Source organism: Agrobacterium sp., assembly GCF_059499945.1.
In genome coordinates this window covers 1-16,425 of record NZ_JCABZP010000016.1, presented here as the reverse complement: position 1 = coordinate 16,425, position 16,425 = coordinate 1, and the positions used below count along the sequence as shown (strand labels likewise).

At 59.5% G+C, this 16,425-nt stretch carries 16 protein-coding genes; 5 read left to right on the top strand and 11 right to left on the bottom strand.

The window, feature by feature from the left end; genetic code table 11:
• Positions 1 to 32: 32 nt before the first annotated feature.
• The 7 genes from coaA to hisB are packed head-to-tail and all read right to left on the bottom strand — an operon-like array spanning position 33 to position 4,653.
• Positions 33 to 1,034 carry a type I pantothenate kinase gene (gene coaA / locus AC5I5B_RS19460; protein ID WP_020010676.1) on the bottom strand — a complete coding sequence of 334 codons (1,002 nt, stop codon included), beginning with the start codon at positions 1,032 to 1,034 and terminating at the stop codon, positions 33 to 35.
• Positions 1,031 to 1,354, bottom strand: coding sequence for a phosphoribosyl-ATP diphosphatase (locus AC5I5B_RS19455; protein ID WP_003505383.1), 324 nt, complete (start codon positions 1,352 to 1,354; stop codon positions 1,031 to 1,033). The genes coaA and AC5I5B_RS19455 overlap by 4 nt, the downstream gene beginning before the upstream one ends.
• 15 nt (positions 1,355 to 1,369) lie before the next feature.
• Entirely contained in the window at positions 1,370 to 2,146 is a 777-nt protein-coding gene (hisF, locus tag AC5I5B_RS19450; protein WP_003505384.1) for an imidazole glycerol phosphate synthase subunit HisF, read from the bottom strand.
• On the bottom strand, positions 2,143 to 2,886 hold the full coding sequence (hisA, locus tag AC5I5B_RS19445; RefSeq protein WP_111792803.1) for a 1-(5-phosphoribosyl)-5-[(5-phosphoribosylamino)methylideneamino]imidazole-4-carboxamide isomerase: 744 nt from the start codon (positions 2,884 to 2,886) through the stop codon (positions 2,143 to 2,145). The genes hisF and hisA overlap by 4 nt, the downstream gene beginning before the upstream one ends.
• Before the next feature lies 1 nt (position 2,887).
• Entirely contained in the window at positions 2,888 to 3,538 is a 651-nt protein-coding gene (gene hisH / locus AC5I5B_RS19440; protein WP_003505386.1) for an imidazole glycerol phosphate synthase subunit HisH, read from the bottom strand.
• A 1-nt stretch (position 3,539) separates the two neighbouring features.
• Positions 3,540 to 4,034, bottom strand: a complete 495-nt coding sequence (locus tag AC5I5B_RS19435; protein ID WP_020808748.1) for a DUF2628 domain-containing protein — start codon at positions 4,032 to 4,034, stop codon at positions 3,540 to 3,542.
• 22 nt (positions 4,035 to 4,056) lie between these two features.
• On the bottom strand, positions 4,057 to 4,653 hold the full coding sequence (hisB, locus tag AC5I5B_RS19430) for an imidazoleglycerol-phosphate dehydratase HisB (RefSeq protein ID WP_020010670.1): 597 nt from the start codon (positions 4,651 to 4,653) through the stop codon (positions 4,057 to 4,059).
• 200 nt (positions 4,654 to 4,853) lie between these two features.
• Between hisB and hslV the strand changes: the two genes are divergently transcribed.
• From hslV to AC5I5B_RS19410, 4 genes are all read left to right on the top strand, one after another.
• A complete protein-coding gene (gene hslV / locus AC5I5B_RS19425) occupies positions 4,854 to 5,378 on the top strand; it encodes an ATP-dependent protease subunit HslV (RefSeq protein ID WP_003505389.1) in 525 nt (174 codons plus the stop codon).
• A 75-nt stretch (positions 5,379 to 5,453) separates the two neighbouring features.
• Positions 5,454 to 6,761: an ATP-dependent protease ATPase subunit HslU gene (gene hslU, locus AC5I5B_RS19420; protein WP_020010668.1), complete on the top strand. Its 1,308-nt coding sequence runs from the start codon at positions 5,454 to 5,456 to the stop codon at positions 6,759 to 6,761.
• Positions 6,762 to 6,960: 199 nt separating this feature from the next.
• The gene (locus AC5I5B_RS19415) at positions 6,961 to 7,926 is read left to right on the top strand and encodes a DUF1402 family protein (protein WP_003505391.1); all 966 of its coding nucleotides are present in this window, start codon (positions 6,961 to 6,963) and stop codon (positions 7,924 to 7,926) included.
• 119 nt (positions 7,927 to 8,045) lie between these two features.
• A complete protein-coding gene (locus tag AC5I5B_RS19410; RefSeq protein ID WP_162695545.1) occupies positions 8,046 to 10,214 on the top strand; it encodes a malate synthase G in 2,169 nt (722 codons plus the stop codon).
• 78 nt (positions 10,215 to 10,292) lie between these two features.
• On the opposite strand, the gene AC5I5B_RS19405 is transcribed toward AC5I5B_RS19410, so the two are convergent.
• On the bottom strand, positions 10,293 to 11,006 hold the full coding sequence (locus AC5I5B_RS19405; RefSeq protein ID WP_003505393.1) for a L,D-transpeptidase: 714 nt from the start codon (positions 11,004 to 11,006) through the stop codon (positions 10,293 to 10,295).
• Between the two features lie 183 nt (positions 11,007 to 11,189).
• On the opposite strand from AC5I5B_RS19405, the gene AC5I5B_RS19400 reads away from it, so the two are divergent.
• The gene (locus AC5I5B_RS19400; RefSeq protein WP_004444350.1) at positions 11,190 to 11,675 is read left to right on the top strand and encodes an MmcB family DNA repair protein; all 486 of its coding nucleotides are present in this window, start codon (positions 11,190 to 11,192) and stop codon (positions 11,673 to 11,675) included.
• 6 nt (positions 11,676 to 11,681) lie between these two features.
• Here AC5I5B_RS19400 and AC5I5B_RS19395 read toward each other — a convergent pair whose 3' ends face one another.
• The 3 genes from AC5I5B_RS19395 to hrpB all read right to left on the bottom strand — a co-directional run bounded on the left by AC5I5B_RS19395 (position 11,682) and on the right by hrpB (position 16,145).
• On the bottom strand, positions 11,682 to 12,269 hold the full coding sequence (locus AC5I5B_RS19395) for an ActR/PrrA/RegA family redox response regulator transcription factor (protein ID WP_111792806.1): 588 nt from the start codon (positions 12,267 to 12,269) through the stop codon (positions 11,682 to 11,684).
• 73 nt (positions 12,270 to 12,342) lie between these two features.
• Complete coding sequence (gene actS / locus AC5I5B_RS19390) at positions 12,343 to 13,650, bottom strand: two-component system sensor histidine kinase ActS (protein WP_112958694.1); 1,308 nt, start codon at positions 13,648 to 13,650, stop codon at positions 12,343 to 12,345.
• Positions 13,651 to 13,679: 29 nt separating this feature from the next.
• Positions 13,680 to 16,145, bottom strand: coding sequence for an ATP-dependent helicase HrpB (gene hrpB, locus AC5I5B_RS19385; RefSeq protein ID WP_162695611.1), 2,466 nt, complete (start codon positions 16,143 to 16,145; stop codon positions 13,680 to 13,682).
• Positions 16,146 to 16,425: the final 280 nt, after the last annotated feature.

The following is a 16,425-nucleotide window of genomic DNA, read 5'->3' as shown; positions in this document are numbered from 1 at the left end:
TGCAATGGAGATGCCGCCTTGTGCGGCATCTTTCACAATTTGCGAAGCGCCACCGTATCGATCAGGTGGTTCTTGCCTTTGCGCAAGATAAGATCGGCGCGCGGGCGCGTCGGCACGATGTTCTGGCGCAGGTTCTTCAGGTTGATGTTCTGCCAGAGGCCTTCGGCAATGCTGAGCGCGGCTTCTTCACTGATCGAGGCATAACGGTTGAAGAACGAATTGGGATCGCGGAAGGCGGTTTTTCTGAGATTCATGAACCGGTTCACATACCAGTTGTGAATGAGGTCCTCGTCCGCGTCGATATAGATCGAGAAATCGAAAAAGTCGGAAACGATCGGCACAATCCGCCCCCCCGCCGGCAGGTCGCGCGATTGCAGTACATTAATGCCTTCGAAGATCAGAATATCCGGCTGGTCGATGACAGTGAACTCATTCGGCAGAACGTCATAGGTCAGGTGCGAATAGCGCGGTGCTTTCACATTGGGCTGGCCCGCCTTGATCGCCGACAGGAAACGCAGGAGCGCGCCGATATCGTAGCTTTCGGGAAAGCCCTTGCGCTCCATCAGGTTTTCGCGCCGCAGAACCTCATTCGGATAAAGAAATCCGTCTGTCGTGATGAGATCGACCTTCGGGCTGGAGGGCCAGCGCGCCAGAAGCTCCTTCAGGATACGCGCCGTCGTCGATTTGCCAACCGCCACAGAGCCGGCAATGCCGATGACAAAGGGCGTCTTGTTGACGTCAGCCATATTGAGAAAGCGGTTGCGCTGCTCGAAAAGCAGCTGTGACGCCTCGACATGCGAGGATAAAAGGCGCGACAGCGACAGGTAAATGCGCCGCACTTCGTCCAGATCGATCGGGTCGTCCAGCGAGCGCAAGCGTTTGACCTCATCGGCGGAAAGCGTCAGTGGCGTGTCAGCGCGAAACTTCGCCCATTCTTCCGAACTGTAGAAGTGGTATGGCGAATATTCATCCGGCCGGAAATGATCGAGTGTGCTCGGCATGCCTCTCTCCCCGCTGCCTGCCTCGACATTCATGATGTCGGCCTCGCCGCCTTTTCCGCAAGGCCGGTTTGACCGGTCCGGCGCTCCAGCTCGGCAAAAACCTCGTCCAACGGAATGTCGGCAATCTTCAGCACCACCAGCAGATGGTAAAGCAGATCGGCGGCTTCGTTCTTCAGCCCGTCGCGATCTTTCGCGATGGCTGCGATGACGGCTTCCACCGCCTCTTCGCCAAGTTTTTTCGCTGCGCGTTCCTGGCCGGCAGCAACCAGCTTGGCCGTCCAGGATTCGTCAGGAGAGGCAGCGGCACGGGTCGCGACGATGCGTTCCAGATCGGAAAGGGAAAATGCGCTCATGAGAAGTTCCTGCAATCAGTCGAGACGCATGGCGATGCCATGCTCGGCCATGTAGCTCTTGGCTTCACCGATCGAATAGGTGCCGAAATGGAAGATGGAGGCGGCAAGTACCGCAGTTGCATGGCCATCGCGAACGCCAGCCACCAGATCATCCAGTGTTCCGACGCCGCCCGAGGCGATGACGGGCACGCGAACCTGATCGGCAATGCTGCGCGTCAGGCCGATATCATATCCGCTTTTGGTGCCGTCGCGGTCCATCGAGGTGACAAGCAATTCACCCGCGCCGCGTTCGACCATTTTGATGGCGAATTCCACGGCGTCGATACCGGTCGGCTGGCGTCCGCCATGGGTGAAGATTTCCCAGCGGCCGGCTTCCCCATCCTTCGAAACGCGCTTGGCGTCGATGGAAACGACGATGCACTGGTTGCCGAACTTGTCGGCCGCCTGCGCCACGAAGTCAGGATCCTTCACCGCCGCAGAATTGATGGAAACCTTGTCCGCGCCGCAAAGGAGCAGCTTGCGGATGTCAGCAACGGCGCGGACCCCGCCGCCGACGGTCAGCGGCATGAAGCAATGATCAGCGGTGCGCGAGACGACATCGAAGATCGTATCGCGATTGTCCGAGGAGGCGGTGATGTCGAGAAAGCAGAGCTCGTCCGCTCCTGCCGCGTCATAGGCTTTCGCCGCTTCGACGGGGTCACCGGCATCGATCAGGTCGACGAAGTTCACGCCCTTGACGACGCGGCCGTCTTTGACATCAAGGCAGGGAATAACACGGGCTTTGAGGGTCATGCGCGTACCTCCTTCGCGGCCTTGATGAGGGCAAGTGCCTCGGCAGGGTCGATGCGCCCATCATAAAGCGCGCGGCCTGAAATCGCACCCTCGAGCTTTGCGGCATCCGGCTGCAACATGCGTTTGATGTCTTCGATGGAGGCAAGGCCGCCGGAGGCGATGACCGGGATGGAGACGGAATCCGCCAGTTCCAGCGTCGAGGCCCAGTTGATGCCGGCCAGAATGCCGTCACGATCGATATCGGTGTAGATGATGGCCGCGACGCCGGCACCTTCAAAGCGTTTGGCCAGTTCGATGACGCCGAGTTCGGACGCTTCCGCCCAGCCTTCCACGGCAACCTTGCCACCCTTGGCATCGATGCCGACGGCGACCTGGCCGGGGAAACGCTTGCAGGCTTCCAGAACGAGAACCGGATCGCGCACCGCCACGGTGCCGAGAATGACGCGCGCAAGCCCACGGCTCAGCCACGCTTCAATATGATCGAGCGTGCGGATGCCACCGCCGAGCTGCACCGGATTTTTCGTCGCTTTCAGAATGGCGTCGACCGCCTCGCCATTGACTGTCTGGCCGGCGAACGCGCCATTGAGATCAACCACATGCAGCCATTCGAAGCCTTGGTCCTCGAAGGCCTTCGCCTGTGCGCCGGGGTCCTCGTTGTAGACGGTGGCCTGGTCCATATCGCCGAGTTTCAGGCGAACGCACTGGCCGTCTTTAAGGTCGATTGCGGGAAAAAGAATCATGTCAGGGCTTCCAGCGCAGGAAATTGGAAATCAGGGCAAGGCCGAGCGTCTGGCTTTTTTCCGGGTGGAACTGCGCGCCCGCCATATTGTCGCGACCGACGAAAGCCGTCATCGCGCCACCGTAGTTGGTGGTGGCGATGACATCCGTCGAGTGCTTTGCCGACAGATGATAGGAATGCACGAAATAGGCGTGCAACCCATCCGCTCCGGTCTTGATGCCGTCGAAAAGCGGGTGAGCGTGGCGGATTTCCAGCGTGTTCCAGCCGATCTGCGGGATTTTGAGGCTGGGGTCGGACGGCGTCATTTCCACGACGTCACCCTCAATCCAGCCGAGTCCGGTACTGACAGTCTTTTCGAGCCCGCGCGAGGACATCAGCTGCATGCCGACGCAGATGCCGAGGAAGGGGTGCGCTTTTTTCTCGACGGCTTCGATGAGCGCCTCATGCATGCCGGGAACGGCTTCGAGACCCGCCCGGCAATCCGCATAGGCGCCGACGCCCGGCAGGACGATGCGGTCTGCCGAGGCGACGTGATCCGGCTTGTCGGTCAGGTCGATGGTTGCATTGATGCCGGCTTCGCGGGCGGCACGCTCGAAAGCTTTGGTGGCCGAACGCAGATTGCCCGAACCGTAGTCGATGATCGCGACACGCATGTCAGCGCCTTCCATTCAAGTCGAAAAGAAACGATCCGGCGGGATCGTTGACGAAATTTCTGCCGCCTCTGTTTTGCGGCGAAGGAGACCAGACCGGCTGGGACAGCTGCTCCGCCGTTTCGGCGTCTTCGGAGAGACCGGAGAAATATATGTCTTCGGCGCTCGAAAGATCAGGGGCGGAAACGACTGACGTCAGCTTCCAGCCTTTGCGGATCAGGTGCCGGACGAGAAAATTGCGTCCCTCCAGCGCCGTGATGATCCCGATTGCGAAACCGCAGAGAAGGCCAACTGGTTCGAAGCCGGCTAATATTGAGATCTGGCCGGCCAGGATGAGCGCGATGATGATGACGGCCGTCGCCAGCCAGAGCCGGTTGATGGCGAGCCAAAGCCAGGGCGCAATCAGGGCCAGCCACACAAAACGGTCTGCAATGAAGCGGGTCGTCTTGTGGTCCCTGTCCGGCCCGTTGGGGGCTTCCAGAACGAGATAGCTTGTCATGGGCTTCCTGACAGCTTTGGCGTCAGGCCAGCATGCCCTTTGTCGAGGGAACGCGGCCTGCCTGCCGGGGGTCGATTTCGGTTGCCGTGCGAAGAACGCGGGCAACGGCCTTAAAGCATGTTTCGGCGATATGATGGTTGTTGGCGCCGTAATGGTTCAGGATATGCAGCGTGATGCCGGCATTCTGGGCGAGCGCCTGAAAGAATTCGCGCACCAGCTCGGTATCGAAGGTGCCGATCTTCGGTGCGGAAAAATTGACGTTCCAGACGAGAAAGGGCCGGCCGGAAATATCGACGGCGGCCTTGGTCATCGTCTCGTCCATGGCAAGATCGAGCGAGGCATAACGGGTAATGCCGCGCCGGTCGCCCAGCGCCTTGGCAATCGCCTGGCCGATGGCAATACCGGTATCTTCCACGGTGTGATGGTCATCGATATGCAGGTCGCCCTTGACCTCGATCTCCATGTCTATCAGCGAATGGCGGCTCAGCTGGTCCAGCATATGGTCGAAAAATCCCACGCCGGTGGAAATTGTCGACTTGCCGGTGCCGTCGATATCCACGCGCACCGAAACCGCGGTTTCGTTGGTCTTGCGGATAATCTCGCCTTTACGTTCTGCCATTTTGGCCGCTCCGTGAAAATGTTGCCGTTCCTTATCAGCACGGGACACAAATATCCAGTTGTTCCATCGTCTTGCATGACACGCCGAAAACGGTGCGTCGCCGCGAAGATTGCAATCGTGAAAAGCAAACTTACATAGAAACCGAGAAGGGCCGCATCCGGCCCGTTAACCCCAGGCCCGGCAGGGCAGACAGGTGTTTGATGACAACAATTATTACAGTCAGAAAGGGCGGCAAGGTCGTCATGGCTGGCGATGGCCAGGTGAGCCTTGGCCAGACGGTCATGAAGGGCAATGCCCGTAAGGTTCGCCGTATCGGCAAGGGTGAAGTGATTGCCGGTTTTGCCGGTGCGACGGCGGATGCCTTCACGCTGCTCGACCGTCTTGAGAAGAAACTCGAGCAATATCCGGGGCAGCTCATGCGCGCAGCCGTCGAGCTTGCGAAGGACTGGCGGACGGATAAATATCTGCGCAACCTCGAAGCAATGATGCTGGTGGCCGATAAAACCACCACGCTTGCCATCACCGGTAATGGCGATGTGCTGGAACCGGAACACGGCGCGATCGCCATCGGTTCCGGCGGCAATTACGCCTTTGCGGCGGCCCGCGCCATGATGGACACAGACAAGTCCGCCGAAGAGGTGGCGCGCCAGTCGCTCGATATTGCAGCCGATATCTGCGTTTATACCAACCACAATCTCGTCGTCGAAACCCTCGACGCTGAGTAAGCTCAATTTCTCACCAATGGGTCCTGTGGGCCGGGCCTGGATGGCCGGCCGGAGCAGGAAAGCCGAGAGGATAGAATGACAACTTTTTCTCCCCGGGAAATCGTCTCGGAACTCGACCGCTTCATCATCGGCCAGCATGAAGCCAAGCGTGCGGTCGCGATTGCGCTGCGTAATCGCTGGCGCCGCCAGCAGCTCGATGAGAGCCTGCGCGACGAAGTCATGCCCAAGAATATTCTGATGATCGGACCGACAGGTGTCGGCAAGACGGAGATTTCGCGCCGTCTCGCCAAGCTTGCCGGCGCCCCCTTTATCAAGGTCGAAGCCACGAAGTTCACCGAAGTCGGCTATGTTGGCCGCGATGTCGAACAGATCATCCGCGATCTGGTCGAGATCGGCATTGGCCTCGTGCGTGAAAAGAAACGCGCAGAAGTGCAGGCCAAGGCGCATCAGAGCGCCGAGGAACGGGTGCTCGATGCGCTGGTGGGATCCACGGCATCGCCCGGCACGCGTGAAAGCTTCCGCAAGAAGTTGCGTGATGGCGAGCTGGACGACAAGGAAATCGACATCGAGGTGGCGGATAGCGGCTCGGGCATGCCCGGTTTCGAAATTCCTGGCATGCCGGGCGCCAATATCGGCGTTCTCAACCTGTCGGAAATGTTCGGCAAGGCCATGGGCGGACGCACCAAGAAGGTGCGCACGACGGTATCAAAATCCTATGCCGATCTCATCCGCGATGAATCCGACAAGCTGCTCGACAATGAAATGATCCAGCGCGAAGCGGTGAAATCGGTCGAAAATGACGGCATCGTTTTCCTCGACGAGATCGACAAGATCGCCGCCCGCGATGGCGGCATGGGCGCGGGCGTCTCGCGTGAAGGCGTGCAGCGCGACCTGCTGCCGCTGGTCGAAGGCACCACAGTCTCGACGAAATATGGCCCTGTCAAAACCGACCACGTCCTGTTCATCGCATCGGGCGCGTTCCATGTGGCGAAGCCTTCGGATCTTCTGCCGGAACTTCAGGGTCGCCTGCCGATCCGCGTCGAGCTGAAGCCGCTGACGAAGGAGGATTTCCGCCGTATCCTGACGGAAACGGAAGCAAGCCTTATCCGCCAGTACAAGGCGCTGATGGCGACGGAAGAACTGGATCTCGATTTCACCGATGACGCAATCGATGCTCTGGCCGATGTGGCCGTTCATCTCAATTCGTCGGTCGAGAACATCGGTGCGCGTCGCCTGCAGACGGTGATGGAGCGTGTTCTGGACGAGATTTCCTTCAACGCGCCGGATCGCGGAGGCTCCGCCATCAAGATCGACCAGGAATATGTCAAAAAACATGTGGGCGATCTCGCCGCCGACACGGATTTGTCGCGCTATATTCTCTGAAGACTTCGGGGATCCGAGAAAGAAGAGTGCGGCCATATTTGCCGCACTCTTTTATTTTATCCGCCTTGTCTCGCATTCAGCCCGCATTTTGTTTATGGGAAGGGCTGCATTCCGGTTGGAACCGCTTTAGTGGAATGATCCGGTTTTCCCAGCGTATTTCGCTGGCGGAAACCGCAGGCTTGAGAAAAGGCATTCGCTCGTGCGCAAAACTCTTCTGGCATTTGCCGCTGCTTTGGCGGTCACCGTCACCGCGTCTTCTTACGTCGAAGCCGCGACGGTCGTTCCGCCGGGCAATCGCAATGCCGAACAGCCGGGTGTTCCCGGCGCTTCCGCAAAAAGAACCAAGGCGTCCAACACGTCTTTCGAGCGCAAATACCAGAAGGTCATCGAGCTTTTGTCTTCCGACAAGGCCCTGATCGCCAAGATCAAGTCGACGGCCGGGCGCTACGGCATCGATCCGATCCATATGATCGGCGCGATCGTCGGCGAACATACCTATAATGTCGACGCTTATGACCGGCTGCAGTCCTATTACGTCAAGGCCGCCTCCTATGCCGGCGGCAGCTTCCGTTTCGGCTACAAGGACGAAACCATCGCGCAGTTTCTGACGCATTCGCAATTTGCCAAATGCCAGTCGAAAAAGGATTCCTACAGCCTCTGGAATTGCCGTGAAGATGTCTGGGACGACAGTTTCCGTGGTAAGACCGTCGATGGCGTGGCCTATCCGAACAACCGTTTCAGCGCCGTATTCTTCCAGCCCTTTTATGCCGGCCAGACTTTTGGCCTCGGCCAGATCAACCCGCTGACGGCGCTGATGTTGTCCGACATGGTGTCGAGAACCTCCGGTTACGAGAGGCTGGATGAAAACGATGCCACAGCGGTCTATACGGCGATCATGGACCCGGACCGGTCACTCGCCTTCATGGCCGCCTCCATCCGCAAGTCTATCGATGATTACCGGTCGATTGCCGACATGGATATTTCGAAAAATCCGGGTGTGACCTCCACGCTTTATAATGTCGGCGGATCGCAGCAGCGTGCCGCCGCCCTTGCCCAGAAGAACCGGCAGCGCGCCTCGGGCGGGGAACAGCCGCTGTTACCGGAAGAAAACTACTACGGCTGGCTGGTGAACGACCGCCTCAAGGATCTGCAGGCGCTTTTGTAGAAAAAGACGACTATCGGCCCCATTGTTTCCAAAACGGAAATAATATTTGGCTGACTGCCGCAATTGACGAGCGCCCGTCTCCGCGTCCAATCTGTATCTCCAGAATAGAGGAGGCGCATGTGAGCCGCACGAATAAATTCGGTCTTTCCATCGATGACAGGCTTTATGCCTTTCTGACTGACGACGTCCTGCCAGGCACAGGTCTGGACAGTGAGGCGTTCTTCGAAGGTTTTTCGACCATTGTTCACGAGCTTTCTCCGAAGAACCGTGAATTGCTGGCAAAGCGCGACGCCCTGCAGGAAAAACTGGATGGCTGGTATCGGCAGAATGGCGCTCCGGTAGATTTTGATACCTATGAGGGATTTCTGAAGGAAATCGGCTATCTGCTGCCGGAAGGTCCTGGCTTCAAGGTGGAAACCAGCAACGTCGACCCTGAAATTGCTGCCGTTGCCGGCCCGCAGCTCGTCGTTCCGGTTATGAATGCACGTTATGCACTGAATGCCGCGAATGCCCGCTGGGGTTCGCTTTACGACGCACTTTACGGCACGGATGCCATTTCCGATGCTGACGGTGCGGAAAAGGGCAGGGGCTATAACCCCGGGCGCGGCGAGAAGGTCATCGCCTGGGCGCGAAACTTCCTCAATGAATCCGCGCCGCTGGAAACGGGAAGCTGGTCCGATGTGACCGGTTTCGAGATCGAAAATGGCCTGTTGCAGCTTGCCATCGGCGACGCCAAGACTGGCCTCAAGGATGCAGCCCAGTTCAAGGGTTTCAGCGGCGAAGCAGCAAGGCCTGCAACGATCCTTCTTGGCAAGAACGGTCTGCACACCGAGATTGTCATCGATCCCACGACCGAAATCGGCAAGAGCGACAAGGCGGGCATCTCCGATGTCATTCTTGAATCGGCGCTGACGACCATCATGGATTGTGAGGATTCGGTTGCCGCCGTCGACGCCGAGGATAAGGTGCTGGTTTACGGCAACTGGCTTGGCCTGATGCGCGGCGACCTGACGGAGGAGGTTTCGAAGGGCGGCAAGACCTTCACCCGCAGCCTCAATCCGGATCGCTATTACACGGCTCCCGATGGCGCGGCGCTGACGCTGCCGGGCCGTTCCCTGATGCTGGTGCGCAATGTCGGTCATCTCATGACCAATCCGGCGATCCTCGACAGGGACGGCCGCGAGGTGCCTGAGGGCATCATGGATGCCGTCGTCACGGCGCTGATCGCTCTTTATGATGTCGGTCCGTCCGGGCGTCGTCAGAATTCCCGCGCCGGCTCGATGTATGTGGTCAAGCCGAAGATGCACGGGCCGGAGGAAGTGGCCTTCGCCAACGAAATCTTCAGCCGGGTCGAAAAGCTTGTCGGCATGGCGCCGAACACCATGAAAATGGGCATCATGGATGAGGAGCGTCGTACCACGATCAACCTCAAGGAAAGCATTCGCGCCGCGAAGGATCGTGTCGTTTTCATCAATACGGGCTTCCTCGACCGCACCGGTGACGAAATCCACACCTCGATGGAAGCGGGTCCGATGATCCGCAAGGGCGACATGAAGCAGGCGGCATGGATCGCCGCTTACGAGAACTGGAACGTTGATATCGGCCTCGAATGCGGCCTTTCCGGCCATGCGCAGATCGGCAAGGGCATGTGGGCCATGCCGGATCTGATGGCGGCGATGTTGGAGCAGAAGATCGCGCATCCGAAGGCCGGCGCCAACACGGCCTGGGTGCCGTCACCGACCGCAGCGACGCTGCATGCCACGCATTATCACAAGGTCGATGTCGCCGCCGTCCAGGAAGGACTGAAAAGCCGCGGCCGCGCGAAGCTTTCCGATATCCTGTCCGTGCCGGTCGCGCCGCGTCCCAACTGGGCGCCGGAAGAAATCCAGCGTGAACTCGACAACAATGCGCAGGGTATTCTCGGCTATGTCGTGCGCTGGGTCGATCAGGGCGTCGGCTGCTCCAAGGTGCCTGATATCAACAATATCGGGCTGATGGAGGACCGCGCCACGCTGCGCATCTCCGCGCAGCATATGGCGAACTGGCTGCGCCATGGCGTGGTGACAGAGGAACAGATCGTCGAGACCATGAAGCGCATGGCCGCCGTGGTCGATACGCAGAATGCCGACGATCCGGCCTATCTGCCGATGGCATCCGATTTCGACGGATCGGTGGCATTTCAGGCGGCTGTCGAACTGGTGCTGAAGGGCCGCGAACAGCCGAATGGTTACACCGAACCGGTTCTGCACCGTCGTCGTCTGGAACTGAAGGCCAAACAGGCGGCCTGACACCGTCAGCAGTCCTGAGAAACAAAAAAGCCGCCGGGGGAAATCCACGGCGGCTTTTTCTTGTCCGGTATCTGATCTTTATTGGATCACGACGACTTTCGTGCTGCGGCCGGGGCGGACGCGGCTGTATAGGTCGATGACGTCCTGGTTGATCATGCGGATGCAGCCGGAAGAGGCGGCGGTGCCGATCGAGGCCCATTCGGGCGAACCATGGATGCGGAACAGCGTGTCCTGTCCCTTTTCGTTGAAGAGATACATGGCGCGCGCGCCGAGCGGGTTGGAAAGGCCCGGTCCCATGCCGGCCTCGACATATTTGGCCACTTCCGGCTTACGGTCCGCCATTTCCTTCGGCGGATGCCACATCGGCCATTCCTGCTTCCAGGCGACATAGGCTTCACCGGCCCAGGCGAAACCCGCCTTGCCGACGCCGATGCCGTAACGAACCGCACGGTTGCCGGAGAGGATGTAATAGAGGTAACGCTCGCGCGTGTTGACGATGATGGTGCCGGCGCGTTCGGATGTCTGGAATTCGACAATCTGACGGCGATACTTCTCGTTGACACGGTTGATCGGAATGGCCGGCAGCGCATAGCCCGCATCGGTCACGGCACCGTAAACATCGTTGAAGATCTGGACCGTTTCGACCTTCGCCGGAACGGGGTCAGCAACCGGAACAGACGCTGCGATCTTGCCGGAGGTCGGAGCGGAGGATTGGGAGGTAGTTTCGGCGCAGCCGGCCAGAGCCAGTGCTGCCGTCAGACCGAGTAAGGTCAATGGGGTGCGGATGCGCATGTCGTTCTCGCGGAAAATTCGCCAAATTGTGCGAAGGAGTAGGCTTAATTGGATAAATCGGTTATTTTCCATTCAGCCGCTCTTGGCAAGCCGTTGCGCCGCCGCGAGACGGTTGTGCCTTTAAAATTGCCGGTTGATTGCCTTTTTGCAACAATAGGCCAAACGCTTCAGCAGCCTTTATCCATGACTATTCTTTCCGTTACCAACAATAATCCGTTAATCGACGGCCGCCAGTCGGACAAGGCGATGCTGGTGCGTCGCGGCGTTCAGGTGCTTCTGCACGAAATGCGCCATTCGGTGCTGCCGGAGCTGCCGCTTGCAAGCGGGCGACGGGCCGATCTCATCAGTCTGTCGGTCAAGGGTGAAATCTGGATCATCGAAATCAAATCCTCCATCGAGGATTTCCGTGTCGATCGCAAATGGCCGGAATATCGCCTGCATTGCGATCGGCTGTTCTTCGCCACCCACCCGGAGGTTCCGACCGACATATTCCCGGAGGAATGCGGGCTGATCCTCTCGGATGGATATGGTGCCCATATGCTGCGCGATGCGCCGGAACATAAATTGCCGCCGGCGACCCGCAAATCGGTGATGCTGGATTTCTCGAGAACCGCCGCGACCCGGTTGATGCTGGCAGAATGGACAACCGGGCGCAGCTTTGGCGAATAAGTATCGTTACTTTGGGGCGCGTTTCGCGAGAATGCGCTGCAAGGTGCGCCGATGCATATTGAGCCGGCGTGCCGTTTCCGAAACGTTGCGCTCGCACATTTCATAGACACGCTGAATATGCTCCCACCGAACCCGGTCTGCCGACATGGGGTTTTCGGGAACTTCGGTCTTTTCACCCTTGCGCTGCGTCAGCGCATTGAAGACATCGTCCGCATCGGCGGGCTTGGCCAGATAGTCCAGCGCCCCGAGTTTTACGGCGGTAACGGCGGTTGCAATATTGCCGTAGCCGGTCAGAACGACGATCTGCGTATCGTCCCGGTTCTGCCTGATCGCCTCGATGACTTCCAGACCATTGCCATCCGCAAGCCTCAGATCGACCACCGCATACTTCGGCGGCGCAGCCCTGGAACGGGCTATACCGTCACTCACCGTCTCGGCCGTATCGACGGCAAAGCCGCGTGTTTCCATTGCCCGGGCAAGCCGGCGCAAAAACGGGCCGTCATCATCGACGATCAGCAGCGATCTGTCGGGCCCGATCGGATCGCCGTCGTCCGTTGGCGCGCTGGTGGAGTTGTTCTGGTCTTCTGTCTTCATGTTTGCGGCCTTCCGGCAACTTCGTCGGCTTTGTTTTCTTCTTCTTATCGCCGCTTCAACGTGGATGGTAAAGTCAACGGTTTCTTTTATCGTCCATAAGTGCTCGAGGCCAGACGATTGTGACCCTTGCTCCCTTTTCGCTTGTGCCGCGATTTTCAAAAGTGACACTGGCGCCGGAGCGCTCCAGCAGGGTCTTGGCGATGAAAAGCCCGAGCCCGAGCCCGCCCGCCCGTGTGTCGTTGTGACGTTCGGTCACATAGGGCTCGCCGATGCGGGCAAGCACATCATGGGCATAACCCGGCCCGTCGTCTTCAATGATGACGGCGACGTTCTGCTGATCGTAATCCACCGTTACGGTGACCTTTTCCCGCGCATAATCCACGCCGTTTTCAATGAGGTTGCCAAGACCGTAGATGATACCGGCATTGCGGATACCGACCGGCTCGTCGGCGCGATTGTTCTTTTCAACGAGTTCGAGGCGGATGCCGAATTCCCGGTGCGGTGCCATCACCTCCTCGATCAGCGAGGAGAGCGGCAGGCGGCGCATATGTTCTTCGTTGTCGGTGGAAAGAGAGGTGAGCCGGCGCAGAATATCGCGGCATCTTTCGCTCTGGCTGCGCAGCAGCGCTATGTCTTCGCCAAATTTTTCGTCGTTTCCTAATTCCCGCTCCATCTCTTTCGCAACGACGCTGATGGTTGCGAGCGGCGTGCCAAGCTCATGTGCCGCGGCCGCCGCCAACCCATCCAGCTGTGAGAGATGTTTTTCCCGCTCCAGCACCAGTTCGGTTGCAGCCAGCGCATCCGCCAGCTGGTTTGCCTCATGCGAAACGCGATAGGCATAAAAGGCCGCAAACGAGGTCGTGGCGATGATGGCGACCCAGGTGCCGACATGCAGCAGAAGCTGGATCGGCAAAACCTCGCCGGGATACCACGGAACCGGAAAGGGAGAAAAAGCGATCGCTGTCGAGCAGATGACGGCAAAGGCAAGAAGAATAAGCGAGTGCCGAAGCGGCTGTGAGGCAAACGCAATGATGACCTGCACGCAGATCAGCGGCGCGAACGGATTGGAGAGACCACCCGTGATGTAGATAAGCGCCGTCAATTGCAGCAGGTCGAAGGCCAGCAGCAATGTCGCTTCCCAGGGCTCCAGCCGATAGGTTGAGGGAAAACGGGCGGTGAGAAACAGGTTGGCGAGCGCCAGTGCCGCAATCAATAGGCCGCAGGCCAGAAGCGGCAGGGGGAAATTGAGCCCGAAGGCGACAAACAGGATTGTCGCCGTCTGTCCGGCGACCGCCAGCCAGCGCAGCCAGACAATGGTCTGCAGCCTTATCCTGCGGCTGGCGCGGCCAAGCCTCGTGGTTTCGATCGAATGGCCAGCCACTTTCGTCTCCTTTACCCTCTTTATCGTCATCACGTTCCGCGCGATTTTGCACGGCTGGTCGGCAGGGCCGATGCCGGGTCCTCCGGCCATGGATGGCGTGGATAACGTCCGCGCATATCCGCCCGCACGTCCTTCCAGGATCCCGCCCAGAAACCGGGAAGATCGCGTGTCGTCTGTATCGGCCTGTGTGCCGGCGAGGTCAATTCCAGGAGCAGCGGCAACCGCCCCTGCGCAATCGATGGGTGAGCCCTCAGTCCGAAAAGCTCCTGCACACGAATGGAAAGCGTCGGTTCGCTGGCATCGTAACGGATGGGGTGCCGCTGGCCCGTCGGTGCTTCGAAATGCGTGGGCGCCAGCCTGCCGAGGTCGCGCCCTACCTCATGCGGCACCAGGGACAGAATCCCGTCGGAAAGGCTGCCGGGCCGGATGTCCTGCAGGCTGCGCGCGCCGTTCTGAAAAGGGACGAACCATTCGTCCAGCCGCGAAAGCAAGGCCTCGTCGCTGACATCAGGCCAGGGGTCGCCGATACTGGCGTTCAGAAAGCCGATTCTGTCGCGCAGCTGCAGCGTCTCTTTCGAAAACGGAAGAATGTCGATGCCGAATTCCCTGATACCATTGGCGAGCGCCTGGGCCGCCTGTTCACCCTCGGGGCGGGGCAGGGGTGTTTCGTCGAGGATGATGGCGCCAAGCCGCGTCACCCTTCGCGCACGCGCCTGGCCGCTCGCCTTGTCGAAAAGCAGCTGGTCCTGCTGAACGATGAGGTGCGGCATCCGCTCTTCTATATCGGTCCTTTCTATGCCCGCTGCCGCAAGGATGCGCGGTTGCGCCGCCCGTCCGGTAATATCGGCCACGACAAGCATTTTGCTCGCCGCCAGACGCTCGGTCTCGGCAAGCTCCGCACCCCGCCCATTAGCCATTACATAACGTCCGCGCGCGCCACGCTGGAGTGCGATCCTGTCCGGATAGGCGTGCAGCAGCAGTGGACCGGCCTCACTCGGCAATTCGGCTGTCGCCGTTTTGTCGCCGATCGCATCGAACAGCCTCGATGCCAGCTTCCGCGCCGCCAGCGCCCTTTCGCTCTTGTCGGAAAGAAAGCGTCGCAGCCGTTCATCGAGATCGATGTCGTTTCCGCCGAGCCCCTGTTCCGTCAGCATGACGGCGAGCATCGCCGCCTTTTTCCCCGCACCCTCGCTTGCCGCCGCAATCACCATGGCTGCCAGCCGCGGCGGCAGCGAGAGGCCGCGCATCAGACGACCGCGCTGCGTCAGTGCGCCGCCTTTGTCGAGCGCGCCCAGATTTTTGAGAAGCGCCACCGATTCTTTAAGTGCGGCTTCGGGGGGCATATCCAGAAAAGCAAGAGAAGACGGGTCCTGAACCCCCCAATGGGCGAGATCGAGCGCAAGGCCGGCGAGATCGCTCGCCAGAATTTGCGGTGGCGTAAAGGCGTTGAGCGCCGCCGTTTGTCCCTGATGCCACAGGCGGATCGCAACACCGGGTTCCGTTCGCCCGGCGCGCCCCGCCCGCTGGTCGGCGGAAGCGCGCGACACCCGCACCGTCTCGAGCCTCGTGATTCCCGTTGCCGGTTCGAAGACGGGCAGTCGCTGTAATCCGCTGTCGATCACCACACGCACGCCATCGATCGTAATGGATGTTTCGGCAATCGAGGTGGCCAGCACGATCTTGCGCCGTCCGGCCGGTGCCGGCTTTATCGCTGCATCCTGCTCCTTCTGCGAAAGGTTTCCGTAAAGGGGGATGATATCCGTATCATCGGGAAAACGCCCCTCCAGCCGCGCGGCCGTTCGGGTAATTTCCGCCTGTCCCGGCAGAAAAGCGAGGATGGAGCCGGTTTCCGACCCATGGGCTTCGGTAATCGCCTTGGTGACTTTTTCTTCAACCGGTACGCCCTGCCAACGATCATCATAGCGGACGTCGATGGGAAACGTCCGCCCAAGGCTCTGAATGACCGGGGCATCTGCCATGAGCGCGCTGATGCGTTCGACATCGAGAGTGGCGGACATGACGAGGATTCGCAGATCGTCTCGCAACCCACCCTGCACGTCCAGTGCAAGCGCCAGTCCGAAATCGCCGTCGAGCGAACGTTCATGGAACTCGTCGAAAATCACAGTCGAAACGCCGGCAAGTTCCGGATCGTCCAGAACCATGCGGGCAAACACGCCTTCGGTCACCACCTCTATCCGGGTTTTCGAGGTAATGCGATTGTCGAGCCGCATGCGGTAGCCGACGGTTTGCCCGACTTCCTCGCGAAGCAGCTCAGCCATGCGCCCGGCCGCGGCCCGGGCGGCAAGCCGGCGCGGTTCGAGAAGAATGATCTTGCCGTCACCCCGCCAGTCCTGCTGCAAAAGATGAAGCGGCACCAGCGTCGTTTTACCCGCGCCCGGAGGGGCTGAAAGAACTGCGCGCTTCGCCCCGGCCAGGGCCTCGGCGATATCGCCCAGAACGGCACTGACGGGAAGTTCGGGCAATTCAGTCTTCATAGGGACGGACGTTCTGGTCATGCAAACAGGCCTGCGGCGATTGGGGTGCGTTTAAGCGTCTTATATGCCGTTTCTAATGCACGACCCTGCGCTTTGACAGCCGTATGTAAGGATAAGGCAAATGCTCCGCCGGCAAAATTGCGGTTCCCGGCGCGCTATTTGCAATGAGGCATGGAGGGGAGACATCCGGCCTGTGGTGAAACGTCTGAAGATTCCGTCCCCCTACCCCATTTCCGTTGCGCACCACGAAACTATGTAGTGATATCAATGTCTTGATAAA

Coding starts and splice junctions, on each gene's coding strand:
- coaA (WP_020010676.1), bottom strand. CDS start 1,034: ATGAATGTCGAGGCAGGCAGCGGGGAGAGAGGCATGCCGAGCACACTC.
- AC5I5B_RS19455 (WP_003505383.1), bottom strand. CDS start 1,354: ATGAGCGCATTTTCCCTTTCCGATCTGGAACGCATCGTCGCGACCCGT.
- hisF (WP_003505384.1), bottom strand. CDS start 2,146: ATGACCCTCAAAGCCCGTGTTATTCCCTGCCTTGATGTCAAAGACGGC.
- hisA (WP_111792803.1), bottom strand. CDS start 2,886: ATGATTCTTTTTCCCGCAATCGACCTTAAAGACGGCCAGTGCGTTCGC.
- hisH (WP_003505386.1), bottom strand. CDS start 3,538: ATGCGTGTCGCGATCATCGACTACGGTTCGGGCAATCTGCGTTCGGCC.
- AC5I5B_RS19435 (WP_020808748.1), bottom strand. CDS start 4,034: ATGACAAGCTATCTCGTTCTGGAAGCCCCCAACGGGCCGGACAGGGAC.
- hisB (WP_020010670.1), bottom strand. CDS start 4,653: ATGGCAGAACGTAAAGGCGAGATTATCCGCAAGACCAACGAAACCGCG.
- hslV (WP_003505389.1), top strand. CDS start 4,854: ATGACAACAATTATTACAGTCAGAAAGGGCGGCAAGGTCGTCATGGCT.
- hslU (WP_020010668.1), top strand. CDS start 5,454: ATGACAACTTTTTCTCCCCGGGAAATCGTCTCGGAACTCGACCGCTTC.
- AC5I5B_RS19405 (WP_003505393.1), bottom strand. CDS start 11,006: ATGCGCATCCGCACCCCATTGACCTTACTCGGTCTGACGGCAGCACTG.
- AC5I5B_RS19400 (WP_004444350.1), top strand. CDS start 11,190: ATGACTATTCTTTCCGTTACCAACAATAATCCGTTAATCGACGGCCGC.
- AC5I5B_RS19395 (WP_111792806.1), bottom strand. CDS start 12,269: ATGAAGACAGAAGACCAGAACAACTCCACCAGCGCGCCAACGGACGAC.
- hrpB (WP_162695611.1), bottom strand. CDS start 16,145: ATGAAGACTGAATTGCCCGAACTTCCCGTCAGTGCCGTTCTGGGCGAT.